Consider the following 22,433-nt stretch of genomic DNA (forward strand, 5'->3'; position numbering starts at 1 on the left):
GACCGATCCTTGGAGGACAGGATGATCCGGTTTGCAGGCCCGACAGCAATTTCCGCCTTGTTTCTCGCCACGGCGGCATTCGCCCAACAGGCGGATCAGCCTGTGCTGAAGGGGCAAGCCGCCTTTGGCGACTGGCGTGCCGACAGGCCGGGCGTGCGCCGCTTCATCAAGCCGGAAGATTTGCCGAAGGCCTATGCCACGAAATCGGCGTCGAACGGCGCCGGACTCGTGGACAGGCCGAAAGGCGCCATGCCGCAACTGCCGCCTGGTTTCTCGGCGCAGCTGATCGCGTCGGGCATCGACAACCCACGCGTCGTTCGCGTCGCACCGAATGGCGACCTGTTCGTCGCTGACAGCGAGGCCAACCAGATCCGCGTCTACCGTCTCGCCGAGGGCGGTGCGACGCCTGTCGACACAATCTTCGCCGACGGCCTGACCCAACCCTACGGCATCGCCTTTTACCCGGCGGACAACCCGCAATGGGTCTATGTCGCCAACAGCGACAGCATCGTTCGCTTTCCTTATCATGCTGGAGACATGAAGGCCTCCGGCGCGCCGGAAGTCCTCGTCGACGCCATCCCTTCGAACCATCACTGGACGCGCGATATTGCCTTCTCGCCCGACGGCAAGACGCTCTATCTGTCGGTCGGTTCGGGATCGAACGTCGCCGAAGGCATGGCGAAGAAACCGGAGGGCGGGCTCGACGCATGGATCAAGTCGAAGCCTCTCGGCGCCACCTGGGGTTCGGAATACGGCCGGGCCGATGTGATGGCTTTCGACCCTGACGGCAAGAATGGACGGATCGTCGCGACGGGCCTGCGCAACTGTTCGGGCATGACCGTGCAGCCGGCCACTGGCACGCTCTGGTGCGTCGTCAACGAGCGCGACGCGCTGGGCGACAATGTGCCGTTCGAATATGCAACGGCGGTCAAGGAAGGCGCCTTCTATGGCTGGCCCTGGTACTATATCGGCGACAATGAGGACCCCCGCCACAAGGGCGAGCGCCCCGACCTCGCCGGCAAGGCCGATATTCCCGATGTGCTGATGCAGGCGCATTCCGCCCCGCTCAACATCGCCTTCTACACCGGCAAGAATTTTCCGGCGCAGTATCAGGGAGACGCGTTTGTCGCCCTGCACGGCTCCTGGAACCGAGCCAACAGGACCGGCTACAAGGTGGTCAGGCTGCTGTTCAAGGACGGCAAGCCGACCGGCGAATATGAGGACTTCATGACCGGCTTCGTCACCCCCAGCGGCGACGTCTGGGGTCGGCCGGTCGGCGTTGCCGTGGCCAAGGATGGCGCGCTCATCGTCACCGAGGACGGCAACGGCACCATCTGGCGCATCACCCATGGCAACGGCCCGTCCTGAACGTCGGCCCGCTGGTGCAAACGAATCCAGCCCGCAGGCAATTCACCTCTTGCCGCATATGTGCGACACGTGAGCGGTCCTCCTGAAAAGTGACCGCCATGACCCTCACCGGATTCCTTGCCTATAGTGCGGCGCTCGGCGTTGCCGCCGCCATTCCCGGTCCAGGCCTGACCGCACTGATTGCGCGCGCGCTCGGCTCCGGCTTCCGCTCGTCACTTGCCATGTCGTTCGGACTGATGCTTGGCGACCTCACCTATCTCACCGCCGTGGTGCTTGGCCTTGCCTTTGTCGCCCACACTTTCGGCATGGTCTTCCTGGCGATCAAATGGCTGGGCGTCGCCTACCTTGCCTTCCTCGGCTGGCGCTTCTGGACCAGCGGCATCACGCCCGAAACGGTGGAGGCAAGAAGGGCCAAGGGCGGGCTGGTGTCGAGTTTCATCGCGGGGCTGACCGTCACGCTGGGCAACCCCAAGACGATGATCTTCTATCTCGCCATCACGCCCACCATCGTCGACCTGAAGACGATCACGCTGGCCGATTACGGCATTCTCGCCGCGATCACCATCGTCGTGCTGCTGGTCGTGCTGGTTCCCTATCTGGCGCTGGCGGCCAAGGCCCGCTGGTTCCTGAAATCGCCGCGCGCCTTGCGGGCGCTCAACCGCACCGCCGCCGTTTTCATGGTTGGCGCCGCAGCCGCGATCGCCGCGCGCCAATAGGGCCCTTCTCGCCAAATCATTCCAGATGGGCCCCGCTTCAGGAAATGCTTTTCCGAGGCGGGCGTGTTTTAGGCACATGCCCCACTCGGATATTTTCGACCGACAGCTTATCTTGCGCGGCTGAAAGCCGTATCTTGCGAGGCTTGAATCCACCTGCCTGAAATCCTGGGAGCGAAACCGATGAACAAGCCCGTCACCTCCGCACGCGTGCCCGGCAGAGGCCGCGTCTACAATTCGATCACCGAGACCATCGGCGACACCCCGCTGGTGCGGCTCGACAAGTTCGCCAAGGAAAAGGGCATCGTCGCCAATCTCATGGCGAAGCTCGAATTCTTCAACCCGATCGCTTCGGTCAAGGATCGCATCGGCGTGGCGATGATCGAGGCGCTGGAGGCGGCCGGCAAGATTTCCCCCGGCAAGACGACGCTGGTCGAGCCGACATCGGGCAATACCGGCATCGCGCTCGCCTTCGCCGCCGCCGCCAAGGGCTACAAGCTGATCCTGACCATGCCGGAGACAATGTCGATCGAGCGCAGGAAAATGCTGGCGCTGCTCGGCGCAGAGCTGGTGCTGACCGAAGGACCCAAAGGCATGAAGGGCGCCATCGCCAAGGCCGACGAACTGGCCGCGACGATCCCCAACGCCATCATCCCGCAGCAGTTCGAAAATCCGGCCAACCCGGAGATCCACCGCACGACCACGGCCGAGGAGATCTGGAACGATACGCAGGGCGATGTCGACATCTTCGTCGCTGGCATCGGCACCGGCGGCACCATCACCGGCGTCGGCCAGGTGCTGAAGAAGCGCAAGCCTTCGGTGCATGTCGTCGCCGTCGAGCCGGAGGCCTCGCCGGTGCTGTCGGGCGGCCAGCCTGGCCCGCACAAGATCCAGGGCATCGGCGCCGGCTTCGCGCCAAAGATCCTCGACACGACGATCTATGACGAGATCGTCAAGGTCTCCAACGAGGATTCGATCGCCAATGCACGGCTAGTCGCCCGCCTCGAAGGCGTGCCGGTCGGCATCTCGTCGGGCGCGGCGCTGCAGGCGGCCATCGTCGTCGGCTCGCGGCCGGAGAACAAGGGCAAGAACCTTGTCGTGATCATCCCGTCCTTCGCCGAACGCTACCTGTCGACGATCCTGTTCGAGGGACTGGGCGCCTAGCCTGCCTCATATCAGGCAGCGTGGGATCGGGCTGGACCGCCGAAAATACCGCTCGTGGCAACCGGCGCTCGCTTGAGCGGTTCACCACTTACCTGTCATATCGCCGCCGGGCGCTTTGTGCGTACCGGCGGAGGATTTCATGTACAAGCTCTACACACGTCCCGGCAGCGGCGGCTTCGTCGTCGAGGCGGCACTCGCCTTGGCGGGAGCACCTTTCGACCAGATCGATGTTCCCAAGACCGACCAGCCCGGAGAGGCCTTCCTGGCCATCAGCCCGCTGAACCAGGTTCCCGTCCTGACCTTGCCGGACGGCCGCTCCATGACCGAATCGGCGGCGATCTGCATTCTGCTTGCCGAGCGTCATCCGCAGGCCAATCTGGCGCCCGCCGTCGACGCCCCTGCCCGCGCCGACTTCCTGCGCTGGATGGCGTTCATGTCGTCGGTGCTCTACCCGGCCGTCCTGCGTTTCTACTATGCCCCGCGCTACACGGCCGATGCCGACGGCACGAAAGCGGTCAAGCAGGCCGCCGTCGCCGAGATGGATCGCGGTTTCGCCATTGTCGATGCAGCGTTGCAGGGCCGTGACTGGCTGGTCGGCGGCCAGCTGTCGCTGGCCGACATCTACCTCGTCATGCTGGTGGCCTGGCATCCCGACGTCGACAAAGCGCGATCGGCGTGGCCGAACATCGAGCGCCTGTGGTCCGCGCTGCGCGAGCATCCGCTGTTGAAGAAGCTCAACACGTCGCACGAGATGTGGCCGGCCTGAACGGACTGAGGGCGGTCAGTCCCGCGAGGCTCAATTTCTGAGGACTGCCCGTTTTCCCTGCAGGAACCGACGCACCGCCGGGTCGCGTTCAAGGCCGATCGCCCGGTCATAGGCTTCGGTCGCCTCGGATACATTGCCAAGCCTGGCCAAAAGCCCGGCTCGCGCCGCCCAGTAGGGCTGATACTCATTGAGCCGCTTGTCGTCGCCCAACACGTAAAGCGCCGCCAGTCCCGCCACCGCGCCCTCAGCCTCGGCGATCGCCACCGCGCGGTTGATCGCCACCACCGGCGATCCCACGATCGAAAGCAGCGCGTCGTAGAGCTCGCGGATCGCCACCCAGTCGGTGTGGCCGGTCAGCCGTCGCGCTACATGGGCGGACTGAACCGCCGCCTCGAGTTGATAACGGCCGATAAGCTCCATCGTCGCCGCGTGCCTAAGCAAGGCCTCCGCCTCGTCGATCAAGGCGCCGTCCCACAGCGCAAGATCCTGCTCGGCCAGCGGCACGTAGTCTCCCGCCGCATTGCGACGCGCCGGCCGCCTTGCCTCGGCAAACAGCATCAGGGCCAGCAAGCCGAGCGCTTCCGGTTCATCCGGCATCAGCGAGGCAACGAGGCGGCCGAGCCAGATGCCTTCGGTGGCGAGATTGCGGCGCTGTGTTTCGGTGCCGGCCGGATCGGACCAGCCTTCGGCGAAGGCGGCGTAGATCGCCTCCAACACCGTGTCCAGCCGCTCGCCGAGTTCGGCGCGCTCGGGTATCCGGAATGGAATGCCGATCTCATGGATGCGGGCCTTGGCGCGCACCAGGCGTTGGCTCATCGCCGCCGGCGACACCAGGAAGGCTGAGGCGATCGTCGCCGCATCGAAGCCCAGGATAGTCTGCAGGATCAAAGGCGCGCGTATGCTCGCCTCGATCGCCGGGTGGGCGCAGGCAAACATCAGCCTCAGACGTTCGTCCGGCAGGTCTTCGTCGACCATGCGCGCCTCCATCTCTTCGGCGATCAATTTCAGATGGTCGCGGTTGGCCTCCCTGGTCAGCCGCCGCCTGACGGCATCGACGCTGCGCCGCCGCGCCACCGCGAGCAGCCAGGCCTCCGGCCTCTCGGGCACGCCGGATCGCGGCCACTGTTCGAGCGCCGCGGCAAAGGCGTCGGCCAGCGCGTCCTCGGCGCCAGCCACGTCGCGGGACCGTGCGGCGAGATAGGCGATCAGCTTGCCGTAGCTTTGCCGGGCGGCCGCCTCCGCCACCGCCCGCGCGATATCTGACCCGATCGCTGTCACGAAGTATATTCTGTCATGTATTCCGCCATCGGCCAGACCGGCCGCACCTCCATCGTGCCGGTGCCGGCACCGGGGCAGCGTGCCGCCCAGGAAATAGCCGCATCCATGTCCGGCACGTCGATCATGTAATAGCCGCCGAGCTGCTCCTTGGTGTCGGCATAGGGACCGTCAATCACGTTGGTCTTGCCGCCGGCCACCCGCACGGAGGTTGCCGTCGACGTGAACCTAAGCCGCTCGCCGCCAACGAACACGCCGGCCTTCTTCATCGCTTCGGTGTAGGCGCCATAAGCGGCGCTCATCTGGATGGCCGCCTCCTTTGAGGCAGCTGCCATTCCGGCCTCGCTGTTGTAGATAAGAAGCAGGTACTGCATGGTCATCTCCCGTGTTTTTCAGGGACCGCGTCGTTGCGGGCCGAACGTATGTCGCGCGGGCGTGTCCGATTTCGACAGGCATCGGAAAAATCTTCGCCCTTGGCCACGCGTTGCGCAAGACGCAGCTTTCCGGCATCGGCATCAATCTATTGCCTGGGCATGATCCCTGGCGAAATCGCTTTCGCGTCTCGGGATCGTGTCTAGCCGACCAAACGCCCCCTCAGTTCGGCGGAAGGAATATCGCAGCTGTCCTTCCTGCCGAACAGTGCATAGCGATTGCGGGCAATGCGCTCATAGAGCCAGTTGAGAAGCGGGCGCGGCAGGAGGAGCAGCAGCCTTGCCGTCCGCCACGGCCAGCCGAGTTCGGACATGACCGCGACGAGACTTTCCAGGCGTGTGAAGGCGGCACCGTCGATGATGACGAGATTGGTCTCGTAGCTGTCCGTCCGCAGCCCATGCCGACGAAACAGCGCCTCGCCGAGTGGCGACTGCGCGGTGGCGAAGCGGAAGCGGTTTTGCCGATCGAGCCTGACCACCATGCGGGCGAAGCCGGAGCACAGCACGCAGACACCGTCGAAGACAATCAGCGGATGGCTTGCATCGAAGGCTGGTGGTTCAGGAAAATGGGTCGGCTTGGTGAGGTCGGTCACGCGGGCCTCGGCGGCTTATGCCCCAAGACATTAAGCCAGCCGATCGCGGCATCAAAGCCGTGGCGATGTCGCACGCTGTCTGGCGACGAACGTTGGACGTTCGGCGCGATAGGTGGTTGCCCGGGAATCGGCGGCCGGCCTGCAGATCCGGCTGTTGTGGCGGCTCTCGAACGTCATGATCAGTGCGCGCTGATGCCGAGCGAGTTGCCGCGACGGGCGCAAGCCGGGCCTGGGCCACGCATGTAGTAGCGCTCGGGCCGATAGGTCGGCGCGACGAATTCCCGGATGGCGGCGGCATAGCCGATGAGGTGCGTTAGGAAGTTCATAGTACCAGGTCCCTGTCCGATTTTCGGATCTCTTTCCGAATTACCGGCATCATAGCGTCTAGGCGTGAATAGTCGGTGAACGCGATGTTAATCTTTGCCCAAAAATGCCGTGCATCGTGGCTGGAATGCGGCTGTTTCGGGGTCTTTCCGTGCAGTAAGGCTGCATTCCGGCCGCTGTGACTTTTGCATCACATATGTTTCGTTTTAATGTCGCCTGCGCGCGATTTTGTTTCAGTTTTTTCGACGGCTGCGAAAATTCTCCGCCTTGCGGTTCGTGTGGCCGGCCTTGCCGAAACGTCGGGCCGGAACTGGATGGGAATTTGCCCGTTCTCGCCTCTCACGGAGAGGATTTGTCATGGCGCCGCGTCCTGCCTGGAAGGGCTATCTGAAGCTTTCGCTGGTCACTTGTGCGGTCGAGCTGACCAATGTCGTCACCCACACCGAGAAGGTCTCGTTCCGGGTGCTGAACCGCAAGACCGGCAACACGGTGAAACGCATCTATGTCGACTCCGAGACCGGCAAGCCGCTCGACGACGGCGACGAGATCAAGGGCTATGAGGACGACGGCGATTTCATCCATATCGAGGAGGACGAGATCGAGGCCGTCCAGATCGAATCCTCGCACACGATGGCGCTCGACGGCTTTGTCGACAAAGCCTCGATCCAGCAGATCTATCTCGACACGCCCTATTATGTTGCGCCGGCCGACAAGGTGTCGGAGGAGGCGTTTGCCGTGATCCGCGACGCAATGGCGGGCAAGAAGATGGCGGGGCTGGCGCGCATCGTGCTCTACAGCCGCGAACGCCCGGTGGTAATCGAGCCGCTGGGCAAGGGCATGGTGCTGACGACGCTGCGCTACGACAACACGGTGCGGCAGCCTGACACCGTGTTCGGCGATATCAAGGCGGTGAAGACCGACCAGGAGATGACCGATCTCGCCGAACTCATCATCGACAAAAAGAAGGCGACGTTCGATCCTTCCAAGTTCGACGACAAATACGAAGACGCCCTGCTCGAACTGATCCGCGCCAAGAAAGCGGGACGCAAGGCGCCCAAGGCCAAGGCAGCGCCCAAGCCCTCCAACGTCGTCAATCTGTTCGATGCGCTGAAGAAGAGCCTTTCGGCGGATGCAGGCTCCGCGAAGGCTGCATCGTCGAAAACCAAACCGGCGGCCAAACGCGCCAAGCCGAAAGCCGGCGCGTCGAACCGCAAATCGGCCTGAGGACGCGAAGCGATGGCCAGCCTCGATCAGTATCATTCCAAGCGCGATTTCAAGAAGACGTCCGAGCCGGCAGGCAAGGTCGCGCGCGGCAAGAACGCCAAGGCGGGCGGCATCTTCGTCATCCACAAGCACGCGGCGACCCGGCTGCACTACGACCTTCGCCTCGAACACGGCGGCGTGCTGTGGAGCTGGGCGGTGACGCGCGGCCCGAGCCTCGATCCGCATGAGAAGCGGCTGGCCGTGCATGTCGAGGACCATCCGATCGACTACGCGCCGTTCGAGGGCATCATTCCCAAGGGCGAATATGGCGGCGGCTCGGTCATTGTCTGGGATGAAGGAACCTGGGTTCCCGAAATGGATCCGGCCAAGGCGATGAAGAAGGGCCATATCAGCTTCGAGCTGCACGGCCACAAGCTGCATGGTCTGTGGCACCTGGTGCGGCTGAAGCCCCGCGCCGGCGAGAAACGTGAAAACTGGCTGCTGATCAAGTCGGATGATGCCGCCGCACGTCCCGGCGAGGACATTCTCAAGGAAGCGCCGGAATCGGTGAAATCCGGCCTGACGATCGAGGAGGTCGGCGAGGGCAAGACCGCCGGAGGCCAGAAGCCGAAGGTCTGGCATTCCAACAAGTCGGCCGCCGGGAAGGAAAAAACCGCAGGCCGCAAACTCGAATTCATCGAGCCGCAGCTGGCGACGCTGGAGCGGGACGCACCGCCGGGCAAGGACTGGCTGCACGAAGTGAAGTTTGACGGCTATCGCATGCAGGCGCAAATCGCCGGCACGGATGTGCGGCTGCTGACTCGCACCGGTCTCGACTGGACGGAGAAATTCGGCGGCGAGATCGTCGCGGAACTCGCGGCGTTGACATGCAGCGATGCGATCATCGATGGCGAGATCGTCGTACTGGCCGACAGCGGTGTGTCCTCGTTCTCGCTGCTGCAGCAGGACCTGTCCGCCAATCGAACCAACCGCTTCATCTATTATGTCTTCGACCTGATGCGGCTCGACGGCCGGGATTTGCGTGGCGAGCCGCTGGTCGAGCGCAAGCAGGCCTTGCAGGAACTGCTCGGCAAGCAAGCCGAAAATCCCGCGATCCGTTTCAGCGACCATTTCGCCGAACCCGGCAAGGTCATGCTGGAGCATGCCTGCCGCATGGGGCTGGAAGGTGTCGTCTCCAAGCGCGCCGATGCGCCCTATCGCAGCGGGCGCGGCCGGTCATGGGTGAAGTCGAAATGCACGGCGCGGCAGGAATTCGTCATCGGCGGCTATCTGCCGTCGGAAAAGACAGGACGTGGGCTGCGCTCGCTGCTGGTCGGCTATCACGAAGACGGCAAGCTGCATTATGCCGGTCGCGTCGGCACCGGGTTCTCCACCAAAGGCGCTGCTGATCTGAAGACAAGACTCGACGCGCTGAAGGCAGAGTCATCGCCCTTCGATGCCGCCGTGCCGAAAGGCAAGGGCCTGGTCTGGGTCAAGCCTGAGCTTGTCGGCGAAGTGGAGTTTCGCAGCTGGACGTCCGACCGTATAATACGCCATGCCTCGTTCCAGGGGTTGCGCGAGGACAAGCCGGCGGAGGAAGTCGTGCAGGAAAAACCAAAGGCAGCGACAGGCAAAGGGCCGGCCAAGACAAGGTCGGCGCCAAGTGCGGCCAAACCCGCCGGAGCGATGACCACCACGGTAAAGCTTTCCCATCCCGACAAGCTGCTGTGGCCCGAGGAAAACATCTCCAAGCAGGGACTGCTCGACCATTACGCGCTTGTGTGGCCGCGCATGGAACAGTTCGTCGTGAACCGGCCGCTCAGCCTTGTGCGGGCGCCAGAAGGCGTCGGCGGCCCGCGTTTCTTCCAAAAGCACGCCTCGGCCGGCATGAACGACAAGATCGCCCGGATGAAAGACCCGACGGATGGCGAGGAGATCCTGTTCATCCGCGATTTCGATGGCGTCGCCGCGCTTGTGCAGTACGGCGTGGTCGAGATCCATATCTGGGGCTGCACCGTCGACGAGTTGGAGAAGCCCGACCAGATCATCTTCGATCTCGACCCCGATGAAGGCGTGGACGTGAAGGCAGTGCGCGAGGCGGCGCTCGATATCAGGGGCAAGCTTGACGAGCTGTCGCTGCCAAACTTCGTCAAGACTTCGGGCGGCAAGGGCTACCATGTCCTGGTGCCGCTGAAACCTTCGGCGGATTGGGATCAGGTTAAAACCTTCGCCCATGATTTTGCCAAGGCATTGGAGCAAGGCGCGCCAGACCGCTACACAGCGACGCTGTCGAAGAAGGCGCGCACGGGAAAGATCTTCGTCGACTATCTGCGCAATGGAAGGGGCTCGACGACGGTCGCGCCCTATTCGTCGCGGGCCAAGAAGGGCGCCACCGTGTCGATGCCGGTGACCTGGGCGGAGATCGAGGCCGGGCTGGCGCCGAACGCGTTCCCGATGGGCGACAAGACGACGTTGAAGCGGCTGGCGGAAGCCGATCCGTGGGCGGATTTCTTCAAGCAGGGGAAGGTGCTGAAGCGGGGGTAGGCAGCGCAATTTGTCAGCGTAGCGATCCTTCGCGCCCCCTCTGGCCTGCCGGCCATCTCCCCCACGAGTGGGGAGATTGGCAGCTTCGGCGCTTCGCACTCCTTGCACCGCAGGAGATTGGCAAAAGCTGGTGTGACGTCCGATCTCCCCCCATGTCGGGGAGATGTCCGGCAGGACAGAGAGGGGCTCTGTCCCGCCGACGTCTCCGCAGACCATCAAGCCAGAAACACCCTCTCAAACGCCTGCTTGCCCGGCGGCGAGAAGATCACCGCGCGGCTATCCTTCTCACGGCGGGCCCATTTTTCGGCGAGGATCTTGTCGAGGATGGCGGCGCCCAGCGTGCCGGCGAGGTGCGAGCGCCGCACGCTCCAGTCGAGGCAGGCGCGGCAGACAGGCCGCCGCGGCTTGGTGTAGACATCGATGCCGATGGCGGCGAAATGCGATGCGGCCGACGGCGCCAGGCTGATCTCGTTGTCGTCTCGGACCAGCACGTTTTTGGCGACAAGGCGGTCGAGCATTGCCACGGCCTGCTCGCCGGCGAGATGGTCGTAGCAGACGCGGGCCACGCGCATGGCCGTGTCGCGCGGGCCTGGCCGCACACGCTGCGGGCCGACCGACGCGGCAACCCCGATGATGGACTCGATCATGCCGGCCACTTGCGGGCCGGCGAGGCCGTAGTAGCGATGCCGCCCCTGGCTGGCCAACGTCAGCAAGCCGCCCTCCATCAGTTTTGACAAATGCGAACTGGCTGTCGGGAGCGACACGCCGGCTTCGAGCGCCAGTTCGCTTGCGGTCAGCGCCGTGCCGCCCATCAGCGCGGTCAGCATGTTTGCCCGGGCGGGGTCACCGACCAGGCTGGCGATGCGGGCAATGTCGGGTCCCTCACGCATAGTTCGTTCTCCATCGAAGCATTCTTGTCAGATAATCACTATTCTCCGGCCAGATCAAGGAGACGACGATGACGCCCGCTTCCACCTCCGCACCGTTCGAAAGCCGCCGATCGCTCCCGTTCGTCACCTGGTTCCGCTCGCGGCTGCTGGCCCGGTGGTATGACCGCCACCTGCAGCGTCGCGACCTCGCCGAGATCGACGACCACCTGCTGCGCGACCTTGGCCTGACGCCGCAGGACGTGCGTCGCGAATGCGCGAAGTCCTTCTGGCGGACATGACCAGCCAGGGAATTGCCTAGCAGATCCGCCCACCGGAAGCTTCGACGCCGCTCGAATTGTCGACGCAAGACACGCTCAAGGAGACGACCATGACCATCACCTGCTTCATCCGCTACGAGATCGACCCGTTCGGCAAAACGGCGTTCGAGGAATATGCCCGCAACTGGGGCCAGGCCATTCCGCGCTGCGGCGCCGACCTGATCGGCTATTTCGCGCCGCATGAGGGCTCGGCCACGACAGCCTATGCCGCCTATAACATCGAAAGCCTGGCCGCCTACGAAGCCTATCGCGCACGGCTTGCCGCCGATCCCGCCGGCAAGGCAAACTACGAGTTCGCCCGCCGCGAAAGATTCATCCTCAAGGAGGATCGCATGTTCCTGAAACTGGCGTCCGGACCACACGCGCCTCTGGTGAAAGTATGATCGCCGTCATCTTCGAGGTCGAGCCGGCGGCGGGCAAACGCGATGCCTATCTGGGCATCGCCGCAAACCTTCGTCCGCTGCTCGACGGCATCGACGGTTTCATTTCGATCGAGCGCTTCCAGAGTCTGGTCGACCCGAACCGCATCCTGTCGCTGTCGTTCTGGCGCGACGAGGAGGCGGTGAAGGCGTGGCGCAACACCGAGGAGCACCGGCAGGCGCAGCAGGCCGGGCGCGGCGGTATCTTTGCCGGCTATCGGCTGCGGATCGCGCACGTGGTGCGCGACTATGGGCTGACGGAAAGAGCCGAGGCGCCCGCGGATAGCCGGGCGGTGAATGGGTGAAGCTCCCCCTTCTCCCCTTGTGGGGGGAGCCGAAGGCGACGGATGAGGGGTGCTCCAGAAAGCACCAATGCCTCATTCCTTGCAACACCCCTCATCCGTCTTGGCGCTGCGCGCCAATCCACCTTCTCCCACAGGGGGGAGAAGGTAAAAAGGCCGCTCACGCATTCCCGATCAGCACGCCGGCCGCGAACACCAGGGCGCCGCCCAGCACCACCTGGAAGGCAGCGCGCAGGAACGGTGTCTGCATGTAGCGGTTCTGGACGAAGGCTATGGCCCACAATTCGAAGAACACGACCACCGCGGCCACGGCGGTCGCCGTCCAGAAGTGCGGGATGAGATAGGGCAGCGCGTGACCAAGGCCGCCCGCCGACGTCATGACGCCAGTGGTGATGCCGCGCTTTATCGGCGAGCCCCGGCCAGAAAGCTTGCCGTCGTCGGAAGCGACTTCGGTGAAGCCCATCGAGATACCGGCGCCGATCGAGGCGGCGAGCCCGACCAGGAAGGTCTGCCAGGTGTCATGCGTGGCGAAGGCGGCGGCGAAGATCGGCGCCAGTGTCGACACCGATCCATCCATCAGTCCGGCCAATCCTGGTTGCACATAGGTCAGGATGAACTGGCGCTGCTCGGCCGCTGCTTCTTCGTCCTTCACCTCGCCCGGCACGTGCTTTTGTTCCAGGCGCTGCGCCAGTGTTTCGTGACCCTGTTCGGCCACCGCGAGATCGTCGAGCAGCTTTCGCGTCGAAGCGTCGGTGGTGCGCTTTGCCGCCTCGACGTAGAAAAGATAGGCGCGCCGCTCCATCGCCTCGGCCTGGCTGCGCACATGCTCGATGCCAAGCGGCCTCACCAGCCAGTCGGGCTTGCGCTCGAAATAGCCCTTCACATGCTCGCGTCGGATCAGCGGGATGCGCTCGCCGAAACGCTTGCGGAAGAGTTCGATCAGCGCGTCGCGATGGCTATCCTCCTCCTCGGCCATCTCCTCGAACACTTTTGCCGATTGCGGAAAACGCTCCAACAACCCGTCGGCGTAAGCGCGGTAGATGCGCCCGTCATCCTCCTCGGATGAGATGGCAAGCGCCAGGATCTCCTGTTCCGAGAGCGATTCGAAGGGGCGGCGGCCGAAGCCGAAAACACGGGAAAGCATGAGGAATTCACCCTAGTTTAGAATAGTTCTAAACTAGGGTTTGACGTGCTCCCGGTCAACCGCACGGTTGGCCGATGTCAAGAATTGTTGAAGTCGGGCGCGGTGACCGTCTCTTCACTATCGGTTAATGTTCACCTATATTAGCAAACATCAACCAAGAAGAAGGAATTCGCGGATGCCGGCAAAACCGCATGAAGAAGCCTTTGATCCGAAGCCCGTTCTCGACCTCATCGCCAGCATAGAAGCCGATCTGCAGCGCCTGAAAGGCCTGGTCGAACAGCAGGTCGAGAAATTCGATCCCGCCAATCCCCACAACAAGGCTCCCGACGGCAAGCTGACGGAGGAGGGCGTCGAGTGCTGCTACCGGCTGTTCGACGAAGGCAAGTCGCGCTACACGGTCGCCCAGCAGATGAAGATCTCCTTTGCCGCGGCGACCCACCGTTTCAACAACTGGCGCAAGCTGGGTGGGACGAAGCGGCAACGGGCATTGCTGGGGTGAGACTTGCGGGCGCCCGCGGAGCAGCGCCCCCCAGACTTTGTAACGGTCACATTTTTTCGTTGGCGTCGCTCGGCCCTTTCCGTGCACCATGGGCGGATTGCATCTCCGCAGGATCCGCCATGACCACGCTTCCCGGCATCGCCGACATCCGCCACGCCGCAGCCCGGCTTTCCGGGCTGATCGTCGAGACACCGCTGATCGAGTCGCCGGAGCTGAACAAGCGTTTCGGTGCCCGTATCCTGTTCAAGCCGGAGACGCTGCAGCGCACCGGCTCGTTCAAGTTTCGCGGCGCCTACAACAAGCTGTCGTCGCTGAGCGAAGAGGAGCGCAGCCATGGCGTCGTCGCCTTCTCGTCGGGCAACCATGCGCAGGGCGTGGCCGCCTCGGCGGCAATGTTCGGCGTCAAGGCCGTCATCGCCATGCCGGCCGACGCGCCGGCGATGAAGATCGGCAATGTCCGCAAGATGGGCGCGGAGGTGGTGCCGTTCGACCGTTTTCGCGATGACCGCATGACCGTCGTTCGCCCCTACATGGAACAGGGCATGGTCCTGGTGCCACCCTTCGACGACCCGGCCATCATCGCCGGCCAGGGCACGATCGGCCTCGAGCTGACGGCACAGGCAAAGGCGCTCGGGGTGAGCCTCGACGCGGTGGTGGTCCCATGCGGCGGCGGCGGTCTGATCAGCGGCATTTCCGTCGCTGTCAAGGACGCTTCGCCTGGCACGGCCGTCTGGGCAGTCGAGCCCGAGCATTTCGACGACACCCGCCGATCGCTGGCCAAGGGTGCGCGAGTTTCGAACGAACCGGGTCACACATCGATCTGCGACGCGATCCTGACTGCCGAGCCGGGCGCGATCACCTTCGAGATCAACCGCAGGAACCTCGCCGGCGCCATTGCCGTCTCCGACACAGCGACCGAACAGGCAGTGCGCGACGCCATGGCCTATCTCAAGCTGGTGGTCGAGCCCGGTGGGTGCGTGGGGCTGGCAGCACTTTCGTCCGGCGAGATCGAGCTGTCAGGCAAATGCATCGTGGTGGTGCTGTCCGGCGGCAATGTCGACTACAGCACCTATGCGCGGATCATGGCCGCAGCCTAGCTGACAAGCTAATCCAGCGTCCGGCGGAAGCGCAGCAGTGCGGTACCGGCGAACACCGCCACGAACAGCACCAGCCAGGCGATCTCGCCGCCGATCGCATTGAAGTCGGCGCCCTTCAGCATGACCGCGCGGGTGATGCGCAGGAAGTGCGTGAGCGGGAAGATCTCGCCGAGAACCTGCGCCCAGCCCGGCATGCCGCGATAGGGGAACATGAAGCCGGACAGGAGCAGCGACGGCAGGAAGAAGAAGAAGGTCAGCTGCATCGCCTGCATCTGCGTGCGCGCCATGGTCGAGATCGTATAGCCGAGCAGCACCAGCGACAGCACGAAGACCAGCACCGCCGACAGGAGAAGCGTCAGCGAGCCGACGAAGGGGATGGCGAACAGCAGCTTCGCCGCCACCAGCACCACCGCCACCTGAACAGCACCGACGACGAGGAACGGCAGCACCTTGCCCAGCATGATCTCGGCCGGGCTTGCCGGCATCGCCAGGAGGTTCTCCATCGTGCCGCGCTCGGTCTCGCGCGTCAGCGCCATGGCCGTCATCATCACCATGGTCATCTGCAGGATGACGCCGAGCAGGCCGGGCACGATGTTGTATTGCGAGATGCCTTCCGGATTGTAGCGCTGGTGAACCACCACCTGCAGCTGCCCCCTGGCGTTTTCAGCGGCCGTTTCCTGCATGCCTTGTGCGCGCAGCAATGCCTGGCTGGCGACGGTGCTCAGCGTCGAGACGGCACCGCTCGCCGCCGACGGATCGGTGGCGTCGGCCTCGATCAGGATCTGCGGGTTGTCGCCGCGCTCGACCCGTCTGGCGAAATCGGCCGGAATGGTGACGACGAAGGAGACCGCGCCCTTGGCCATCAGCTCTTCGGCCTCCTCGGCGCTGTGAGCGACATAGTCGAACCGGTAGTAGCCGGTCACCTGCAGGGCGGAGACCATGGCGCGCGTGTACTGGTCGTTGCTCATGGCCACGAGTGCCGCCGGCAGGCTCTTTGGGTCGCTGTTGATGGCAAAGCCGAACAGCACCAGCTGCATCAGCGGAACGCCCAGCATCATGGCGAAGGTGATGCGGTCGCGCCGCATCTGGATGAATTCCTTCATCAGCAGCGCACCAAGCCTGGCGAAGGAGAATATGGCGTTCATCCCGGACTATCCTTGGCCATATTGTCCTTGGAGCCGGCCATGAACTGGATGAAGACATCCTCCAGGCTGGTTTCGCCCGGCGTCACGGTGACACCCTCGTGCTCTTTCTCGACATCGGCGAGAGCTGCTTCAAGTGCGGCCTTGTCGGAGCCGACGACATGCAGCGTCGCGCCGAACGGCGCCACCTGGTCGACGCCGGCGCGGCCTTCCAATGCCGCCGAGACCAGATCGAGACGCGGCCCCTGCACGACATAGGTTGTCAGCCCGGCATTCTTCACCACCTCGTCCACGGTGCCGCTGGCCAGCATCTTGCCGTAGGAAATATAGCTGATCCGGTGGCAGCGCTCGGCCTCGTCCATGTAGTGGGTGGAGACCAGGACCGTCAGCCCGCCACGGGCGAGCCGATGGATCTCGTCCCAGAATTCACGCCTGGCCTTGGGGTCGACGCCCGCCGTCGGCTCGTCGAGCAGCAGCAGCCTGGGCTTGTGCATGATGCAGGCAGCCAGTGCCAGCCGCTGTTTCCAACCGCCGGAGAGCGTTCCGGCCAGCTGGTTGCGGCGCGAGGTCAGGCCAAGCTCCTCCAACGTCCTGTCGACATAGTCGCCAACGGGCTTCAACCGGTAGAGCCGCGCCACGAATTCGAGGTTCTCGCCAATCGTCAGGTCCTCGTAGAACGAGAATTTCTGTGTCATGTAGCCGACTTCGAGCTTGATCTTCAGGCTGTCGGTGCGGATGTTGAAACCGAGCACCGTGCCTTCGCCCTCGTCGGGCGTCAGCAGACCGCACATGATGCGGATGGTGGTGGTCTTTCCCGAGCCGTTCGGGCCAAGAAAGCCGACGATCTCGCCCTCGGCCACCGACATCGTCACGTGGTCGACGACGGTCTTGTCGCCGAAGCGCTTGACCAGGCCGTGGACGTCGATGGCGTTCATTTTCCGAGATCCGCGAGATCGACATCGACGATCTGCCCAGGCTGCAGCACACCCTTGTCGCCCTCCGGCCGCGCCTCGACCAGATAGACCAGCTTCTGCCGGTTCTCGAGCGAGTAGATGACCGGCGGCGTGAACTCCGGGTCTGGCGAGACATAGCTGACGCGCGCCTTGAGCCCGGCCTCGCAGCCATCGCACCGGACGCTGAGCATCGTGCCTATCTTCACCGACGAGAACGCGCTTTCGGGTATGTAGACGCTGAGCTTCACGGCGCCGTCCGGCAGCATGGAGATCACCGGCGCGGTCGGCCCCGCCGTGTCGCCGGGGTTGCGGATGACATCATTGACGCGACCGGGGGACGGTGCGGCGAGCGAGCGCTTCGACAGCCGCCACTGCGCCTGGTCCAGCGCCGACTGGGCCTGCTTGACCTGGTTGTCGGCGGCCTTGATCGTCGCGGGACGCGCCGGCAAGCCACCGACGGCCAGATTGGCCTCGGCCTGGCCGACCTGCGCGTCGGCCGTCTCCAGCGTGGCGGCGGCCGTATCATAGTCGGCCTGCGTTCCGGCGCCACGCTTGAACAGGTCGCTGGCGCGGTCATATTTGCGCTTGGCGTCGGCGGCTTGCGCCTTGGCCATGTCGAGGGCGGCCTTGAGCGCGGCGATCTCTTCAGGCCGCTTGCCCACCTGCAGGTCGGCGAGTTGCGCCTGGGCCTGTGCAAGGGCCGCCTGGGCCTGCGCCACCGCGATCCTGGCGTCGGCATCCTCCAGTGTCACCACCGGCGTGCCCGGCATGACGCGATCGCCGCGCTTCACCGACACCGTTTCGACTTGCGCTACCTCGATCGGCGCCAGCAGCACGTAATCGCCCTCGACATAGCCGACAGCGAGCGGCGCCTGCGAACAGGCACTGAAAAGCTGGGCGGCGAGCGGGAGAGAACAGAGGAAGCTCATGGTTCATATCCCTTCCTGGCGGCCAGTATGGCGCCGAGATTGCCCGTCACCACCGCCGCGATCTTGCTTGCCTCGGCGCCGCCGATTGCCTGCCAGCCCATGCGGCGCATCACGGCCTCGCGGCCAATGCGGAAATAGATGACCTGACCGATGAGCGTGAACACGGTGAGCCGGGTCGTCTCGCTCTCGGCCGGCTCGCCGGTCGCCTGTTCCCAGATCAGACAGAGCCGCCGGTGCGTCGGCTCGAACACGCCCTGATAGATGCGATCGAGCGCCGCGGTCGGGTGCGAGAGCTCACGCAGCACGAACTGCACGATCGCGCCTGCCTGCGGGCTTACCACGACGAAACCCACCATGTGCTCCAGGGCCATGAACAGCTGCGCCTGGGCCGCCTCGCGACTGGATATTCCCGCCGCCAGTGGTGGCAGATCGCCGATTGCCTGCCCGGCGATCTTCTGCATCGTTTCGACAATGTAGTCGGCGGTGGCGATGCGAAGCCCTTCCTTGCCGCCGAAATGATAGGCTATCGACCCGATATTGGCCTTGGCTTCGGCCGCGAGCTCGCGTGTCGAGGTGCCGTCAAAGCCCTGCTGGCCGAAAAGCCGGAGCGCGGCCTGGACAAGGGCCGCGCGCGTTGGTTCGGCGGGAGGTTGCGTCGTTTCCCGCAATGGAACCCCAGCGCCTTCTGTCTTGTTCATACAAAATATTTAATCAATCGATTGATTAAAGTCAATCCAACTAGACCATCTTCGACTTGCCATCTCCGGCAGCGCGCGCTTTAGTGCCGGCCCATGGCAAAGGAAATCGAGCGCAAGTTCCTGGTCTCTGGCGTCGCATGGCGGACGCTGGCCGAGGCGGATATCCGCATCCGGCAATTCTACCTTGCCGCCGCGCCCGGTCGTACGGTGCGCGTGCGCATCAGCGATGGCACGTCAGCCAAGCTGACGCTCAAATTCGGCAGCAAGGCCCGGGAGCGCGACGAATTCGAATATGTGATCCCGCTGGCCGAGGCAGAGGAGATGCTGGCTTTCGCCATCGGGCGTGTCATCGAGAAGACACGCCACCATGTTAGGCATGGCGGCTACCTTTATGAAGTCGATGTCTTTGGCGGCGCGCTTGCAGGGCTTGTGGTCGCCGAGCTTGAGACACCCGACGACGTACAGGACGAAATGCTGCCAGACTGGCTCGGCCGCGAAGTCACCGGCGAGCAGGGATTTTACAACGCGTCGCTCGCCCTCGGGGGGATTCCGGAGATCGCCGCATGAGCTTCCGCATCGATCCGCGCCTGCCGTTGACCGGCGAGGTCAGGCGTATCCTCGCCGAGGAAATCGGCAAGGCGCTTGTCCATCTGGACGCGGCGCCCGGCCAGCTGGACCAGGCGCTGCACAAATGCCGCAAGCGGCTGAAGAACGTGCGCGCGTTGCTGCGCCTTGTTCATTCCGGGGATGAAACATTCTGCGTGGCCGAAAACCAGTGTTACCGCGATGTGGCGGGACTGCTTGCTGGACCGCGCGAAGCGACGGCACTGATCGAGACCGTCGACCGGCTGGCAGCGGCTTTCCCGGAAGATTGCGCCGATGGCGGACTGGATGCGGTGCGCGAGCGGCTCGTCGCACGCCAGCAGGCGCTGCACGCCGGCGACGACCTCGCCGCGACGATCGACACCGCAATCGCCGCCTGCGAGGCCGGCAGGAGCCGCATCGCCATGCTTTCCTTGCCCGATCTGCCCGAACAGGCCGCAGATATACTGGCCGAGGGCGCCCGCCTTACCTTGCGTCGCGCCAGGAAGGCACTGGACACGGCGGGATCGCGTGGCGAGGCCAACGATTTCCACGATCTGCGCAAGGCCGCCAAGACCCACGGCATGCATCTGTCGCTGCTTGGCCGGCTTTGGCCGACGCCGATCAAGGCCAGGCGCAAGGCGGTTGACGAACTCGGCGAAAGACTGGGCGAACTCCATGATGTGCTGGTCATGCGCGCCCTTCTCGATGCGGAGGACCGGCCGCTCGGACCGCCAAAGGAGACGCGGCTGCTGGCCAAGCTGCTGAAGCGCTCGGAAAAGCATTTGAAAAAAGCCTGTCTTAAAGAGGCCGCCGAGCTGTTCGGGGACAGCCCCAAGCGGTCGGCAAGGAAGCTTGCCCGCAAGGCGCGCGACGATCTGGCTGGTGCGACAATGCATGAAGAGGATACACCAGCCGCGGCCTGATCGCTGTCGCGGGCCGGAGTGACGCGCCTGAGGCCTCACAGGCAAAACCCGCCGATCAGCCTTTAGGCAAGCCCTGCCTTGCGCACGGCATTGGCATAGGACCGGCTGACCGGCAACAGCACGCTCTCTCCCAGTTTCAGGAACAGCTTGCCGTCCTTGCGCCGGTTGCCGGTGACGGCATCCAACGCCACCCAATGCGAACGATGAATCTGAAGGCCGGGAATATCGCCGGCCTCGCGGATGGCATCGGCAAGCCGCATCAGGACGAGCGTCGTCCCCTTGTCGGTGTGCACCTCGACATAGTGATCCTGCATCGACAGATAGGCGAGCTTTCCGCGTATGGCATGCGGCAACCGGTCGTTCAGGGCCGATTGCGCGGATTGCGACGGAGGCGAGACTGAAGGCGGGGATCGCTCCGGCGGACCTTCCTTCGCATCATTGCCGGCGGGCTCGGTGGCGGGTGCATCGGCATTGGCCGGAACGTCCCGCGCGCCTCTGCCGGCCAAGGTGGAAAGGAAGGAAATCGCCGCCGCGATCAGACTGCAATTGACGAAGAGTTTTGCAACCTCGGCCACTTGGGGAACAGGCCCGCCGAACAGCGCGTGGTTGAACAGCAGCACAACCAACGTCACCGGCACCCCAGCCGCGATGCCGGCCACCACGGTACGGACCGGCTGCGCACCGGCATTGCCGAATAGAATACCGAGCGTCAGCCGCATGGCCAGATAGCCGGCGACGAACGTCACCAGGGCCAACGCCAGCCAGTAAGCGAAGCGCGGCAGAAGCTCGAGCTCTTGGTAGGTGCCGAACGGCCCGGTGAGACCAAGGATCGCCGATACGGCCACAAGAGCGCCCCAGAAGCGCGGCGAGAACAGCAAAGCCTGCATTTGGCGAAGCGTGGAATGCAACAGCGTGTCTTTCACGTAGCCGTCCGTCCCTTGCCGAAGAGGCGTTTGATACGCCGGCTCCGCGCCGCCATGGTGCCAGGCGAACCCGCCAAGCTGATATCGCGCCGGCGGCAACCCTTCAACATCAGACGGAGATGCGCAATGTCCCTTCATCTCGCCCGTTGCTGCCGGATGATTTCGGTCCCTGTCGGCAGGCTGGCCTTTCCCGGTCTTGTTGGTGCCCTCGTCCTGGCCTTCAGTGGCGGTGCCCTTGCCGCCGGGACAGATGTCCCCAGCGCGGCCAGCATACTGTCCCACACGCCGATCTGGGTGTGGCCGCTGATCCTCTACGCCCTGCTCATCGGCTGGAAACGGACCCAGGCTCGCATCGTGGCGCCGCAGCGGCTTTTCGTCATGCCAGCGCTCATCACGGGTCTTGCACTCTACAATCTGGCTTCGTCCGGTGTCTCGGCCAGCGGGCTGCTCGGTTTCGCCTGCGGCGCCGTGGCCGGCGCCTTGGCGGGTATTGCCGTGGCGCGTCGCCGTCCCGCCACGATGCTCGCCGACGGCCGGCTGGCGCTGCAGGGCGATTGGGTGCCGCTGGCCCTCATCGCTGCCATCATCGTCATCCGCTATGCCAAGGGCGTCGCCCTGGGCGTGGACCCCGCACTGGCTGAAGTGCCCGGTTTCGTGCTGGCGAGCGCCTTCCTGTCGGGCTTCTTCGCCGCAATGATGATCGCTCGCACAATCGGCGTCCTTCCGTCGGGCTTCTTGCGCAACGAAGCGAGGCGGTCGGATGAAGTCGCCAACTCGCTGTAGATTTGCCCAGCGGGATAGAGGTTACGGCTTGCCCTCGTCCGTCGCCGCGCGCAGCGACCTGGCCAGCGCGGCGCGCACATCCGAAGGCGTGGCGTCGTAGCGTCTTCGGAATGCCCGGTTGAAGTAAGAGAGGTCGTTGAAGCCGGCCTCGTAGGCAATGGCGGTGATGCTGCTGCCGGCATGGCTGATGTCGCCGAGCATGCGATGCGCGCGAACCAGCCGCTGGCGCAGCATGAAATCCGACAGCGACGTGCCTTCGCTCTCGAACAGCTTGCGTACATAGCGCGACGAAAGACGATGGCGGGCGGCGACGTCCTCGGCCGACAGGGTGACATGCCCGCCATGGGCGACGATGTCGGCCTTGATCGCCCGCAACCGGGCGACACGCACGCCGCGCCCCCTGGCGATTTCGGCCGCGTCCCTTGTCGCGCCCAAAGCGAGCGCCGTG

26 protein-coding genes are annotated in these 22,433 nt (G+C 64.3%); 14 read left to right on the forward strand and 12 right to left on the reverse strand.

From position 1 onward, the window contains the following. Positions 1–21: 21 nt before the first annotated feature. The 4 genes from ABVQ20_RS22180 to ABVQ20_RS22195 all read left to right on the forward strand — a co-directional run bounded on the left by ABVQ20_RS22180 (position 22) and on the right by ABVQ20_RS22195 (position 4,011). Positions 22–1,368, forward strand: coding sequence for a PQQ-dependent sugar dehydrogenase (locus ABVQ20_RS22180; protein WP_354461604.1), 1,347 nt, complete (start codon positions 22–24; stop codon positions 1,366–1,368). Between the two features lie 98 nt (positions 1,369–1,466). Continuing rightward, positions 1,467–2,084 (forward strand): LysE family translocator, encoded by a 618-nt coding sequence (locus ABVQ20_RS22185; protein WP_354461605.1) that lies wholly within the window; start codon positions 1,467–1,469, stop codon positions 2,082–2,084. 180 nt (positions 2,085–2,264) lie between these two features. Then, on the forward strand, positions 2,265–3,245 hold the full coding sequence (gene cysK, locus ABVQ20_RS22190; RefSeq protein ID WP_354461606.1) for a cysteine synthase A: 981 nt from the start codon (positions 2,265–2,267) through the stop codon (positions 3,243–3,245). A gap of 139 nt (positions 3,246–3,384) precedes the next feature. After that, on the forward strand, positions 3,385–4,011 hold the full coding sequence (locus tag ABVQ20_RS22195; protein ID WP_354461607.1) for a glutathione S-transferase family protein: 627 nt from the start codon (positions 3,385–3,387) through the stop codon (positions 4,009–4,011). Between the two features lie 30 nt (positions 4,012–4,041). Here ABVQ20_RS22195 and ABVQ20_RS22200 read toward each other — a convergent pair whose 3' ends face one another. The 4 genes from ABVQ20_RS22200 to ABVQ20_RS22215 form a co-directional block, all read right to left on the reverse strand. Next, a complete protein-coding gene (locus tag ABVQ20_RS22200; RefSeq protein WP_354461608.1) occupies positions 4,042–5,289 on the reverse strand; it encodes an RNA polymerase sigma factor in 1,248 nt (415 codons plus the stop codon). Beyond that, positions 5,286–5,660 carry a YciI family protein gene (locus ABVQ20_RS22205; RefSeq protein WP_354461609.1) on the reverse strand — a complete coding sequence of 125 codons (375 nt, stop codon included), beginning with the start codon at positions 5,658–5,660 and terminating at the stop codon, positions 5,286–5,288. The genes ABVQ20_RS22200 and ABVQ20_RS22205 overlap by 4 nt, the downstream gene beginning before the upstream one ends. A 200-nt stretch (positions 5,661–5,860) precedes the next feature. Beyond that, complete coding sequence (locus tag ABVQ20_RS22210) at positions 5,861–6,310, reverse strand: thiol-disulfide oxidoreductase DCC family protein (protein WP_354461610.1); 450 nt, start codon at positions 6,308–6,310, stop codon at positions 5,861–5,863. Positions 6,311–6,489: 179 nt separating this feature from the next. Then, a complete protein-coding gene (locus ABVQ20_RS22215) occupies positions 6,490–6,636 on the reverse strand; it encodes a hypothetical protein (protein WP_097576576.1) in 147 nt (48 codons plus the stop codon). A gap of 355 nt (positions 6,637–6,991) precedes the next feature. On the opposite strand from ABVQ20_RS22215, the gene ku reads away from it, so the two are divergent. Continuing rightward, a complete protein-coding gene (gene ku, locus ABVQ20_RS22220) occupies positions 6,992–7,858 on the forward strand; it encodes a non-homologous end joining protein Ku (RefSeq protein ID WP_354461611.1) in 867 nt (288 codons plus the stop codon). A gap of 12 nt (positions 7,859–7,870) precedes the next feature. Next, on the forward strand, positions 7,871–10,381 hold the full coding sequence (gene ligD / locus ABVQ20_RS22225; RefSeq protein ID WP_354461612.1) for a DNA ligase D: 2,511 nt from the start codon (positions 7,871–7,873) through the stop codon (positions 10,379–10,381). Between the two features lie 215 nt (positions 10,382–10,596). Here the strand turns inward: ligD and ABVQ20_RS22230 are convergent, their stop codons facing one another. Further along, positions 10,597–11,271, reverse strand: coding sequence for an ArsR/SmtB family transcription factor (locus ABVQ20_RS22230; RefSeq protein WP_354461613.1), 675 nt, complete (start codon positions 11,269–11,271; stop codon positions 10,597–10,599). 68 nt (positions 11,272–11,339) lie between these two features. On the opposite strand from ABVQ20_RS22230, the gene ABVQ20_RS22235 reads away from it, so the two are divergent. From ABVQ20_RS22235 to ABVQ20_RS22245, 3 genes are all read left to right on the forward strand, one after another. Next, positions 11,340–11,549, forward strand: coding sequence for a DUF1127 domain-containing protein (locus ABVQ20_RS22235; RefSeq protein ID WP_354461614.1), 210 nt, complete (start codon positions 11,340–11,342; stop codon positions 11,547–11,549). A gap of 89 nt (positions 11,550–11,638) precedes the next feature. Beyond that, on the forward strand, positions 11,639–11,971 hold the full coding sequence (locus tag ABVQ20_RS22240; RefSeq protein WP_354461615.1) for an NIPSNAP family protein: 333 nt from the start codon (positions 11,639–11,641) through the stop codon (positions 11,969–11,971). Further along, positions 11,968–12,312, forward strand: coding sequence for an antibiotic biosynthesis monooxygenase family protein (locus tag ABVQ20_RS22245; RefSeq protein ID WP_354461616.1), 345 nt, complete (start codon positions 11,968–11,970; stop codon positions 12,310–12,312). The genes ABVQ20_RS22240 and ABVQ20_RS22245 overlap by 4 nt, the downstream gene beginning before the upstream one ends. Positions 12,313–12,469: 157 nt before the next feature. On the opposite strand, the gene mbfA is transcribed toward ABVQ20_RS22245, so the two are convergent. Next, positions 12,470–13,453 (reverse strand): iron exporter MbfA, encoded by a 984-nt coding sequence (gene mbfA / locus ABVQ20_RS22250; RefSeq protein ID WP_354461617.1) that lies wholly within the window; start codon positions 13,451–13,453, stop codon positions 12,470–12,472. Positions 13,454–13,628: 175 nt separating this feature from the next. Between mbfA and ABVQ20_RS22255 the strand changes: the two genes are divergently transcribed. After that, a complete protein-coding gene (locus tag ABVQ20_RS22255) occupies positions 13,629–13,952 on the forward strand; it encodes a hypothetical protein (RefSeq protein WP_354461618.1) in 324 nt (107 codons plus the stop codon). 119 nt (positions 13,953–14,071) lie between these two features. Next, a complete protein-coding gene (locus ABVQ20_RS22260; RefSeq protein WP_354461619.1) occupies positions 14,072–15,049 on the forward strand; it encodes a threonine/serine dehydratase family protein in 978 nt (325 codons plus the stop codon). 8 nt (positions 15,050–15,057) lie between these two features. Here the strand turns inward: ABVQ20_RS22260 and ABVQ20_RS22265 are convergent, their stop codons facing one another. The 4 genes from ABVQ20_RS22265 to ABVQ20_RS22280 are packed head-to-tail and all read right to left on the reverse strand — an operon-like array spanning position 15,058 to position 18,771. After that, positions 15,058–16,194, reverse strand: a complete 1,137-nt coding sequence (locus tag ABVQ20_RS22265; protein ID WP_354461620.1) for an ABC transporter permease — start codon at positions 16,192–16,194, stop codon at positions 15,058–15,060. Further along, on the reverse strand, positions 16,191–17,126 hold the full coding sequence (locus ABVQ20_RS22270; RefSeq protein ID WP_354461621.1) for an ABC transporter ATP-binding protein: 936 nt from the start codon (positions 17,124–17,126) through the stop codon (positions 16,191–16,193). The genes ABVQ20_RS22265 and ABVQ20_RS22270 overlap by 4 nt, the downstream gene beginning before the upstream one ends. After that, a complete protein-coding gene (locus tag ABVQ20_RS22275) occupies positions 17,123–18,073 on the reverse strand; it encodes an HlyD family secretion protein (RefSeq protein WP_354461622.1) in 951 nt (316 codons plus the stop codon). Before ABVQ20_RS22275 ends, ABVQ20_RS22270 begins: the two co-directional genes overlap by 4 nt. Next, on the reverse strand, positions 18,070–18,771 hold the full coding sequence (locus tag ABVQ20_RS22280) for a CerR family C-terminal domain-containing protein (RefSeq protein WP_354461623.1): 702 nt from the start codon (positions 18,769–18,771) through the stop codon (positions 18,070–18,072). Before ABVQ20_RS22280 ends, ABVQ20_RS22275 begins: the two co-directional genes overlap by 4 nt. Before the next feature lie 93 nt (positions 18,772–18,864). Here ABVQ20_RS22280 and ABVQ20_RS22285 point away from each other — a divergent pair, with 93 nt between their 5' ends. After that, complete coding sequence (locus ABVQ20_RS22285) at positions 18,865–19,338, forward strand: CYTH domain-containing protein (RefSeq protein ID WP_354461624.1); 474 nt, start codon at positions 18,865–18,867, stop codon at positions 19,336–19,338. Continuing rightward, entirely contained in the window at positions 19,335–20,279 is a 945-nt protein-coding gene (locus ABVQ20_RS22290) for a CHAD domain-containing protein (protein WP_354461625.1), read from the forward strand. The genes ABVQ20_RS22285 and ABVQ20_RS22290 overlap by 4 nt, the downstream gene beginning before the upstream one ends. A gap of 62 nt (positions 20,280–20,341) precedes the next feature. Here the strand turns inward: ABVQ20_RS22290 and ABVQ20_RS22295 are convergent, their stop codons facing one another. Next, complete coding sequence (locus ABVQ20_RS22295; protein WP_354461626.1) at positions 20,342–21,202, reverse strand: LytTR family DNA-binding domain-containing protein; 861 nt, start codon at positions 21,200–21,202, stop codon at positions 20,342–20,344. 126 nt (positions 21,203–21,328) lie between these two features. Between ABVQ20_RS22295 and ABVQ20_RS22300 the strand changes: the two genes are divergently transcribed. Then, positions 21,329–21,985 carry a DUF6622 family protein gene (locus ABVQ20_RS22300; protein WP_354461627.1) on the forward strand — a complete coding sequence of 219 codons (657 nt, stop codon included), beginning with the start codon at positions 21,329–21,331 and terminating at the stop codon, positions 21,983–21,985. Positions 21,986–22,006: 21 nt separating this feature from the next. Here ABVQ20_RS22300 and ABVQ20_RS22305 read toward each other — a convergent pair whose 3' ends face one another. Continuing rightward, complete coding sequence (locus ABVQ20_RS22305; RefSeq protein WP_354461628.1) at positions 22,007–22,420, reverse strand: helix-turn-helix transcriptional regulator; 414 nt, start codon at positions 22,418–22,420, stop codon at positions 22,007–22,009. Positions 22,421–22,433: the final 13 nt, after the last annotated feature.

Source organism: Mesorhizobium shangrilense (genome assembly GCF_040537815.1).
In the GTDB taxonomy this organism is placed as follows: domain Bacteria; phylum Pseudomonadota; class Alphaproteobacteria; order Rhizobiales; family Rhizobiaceae; genus Mesorhizobium; species Mesorhizobium shangrilense.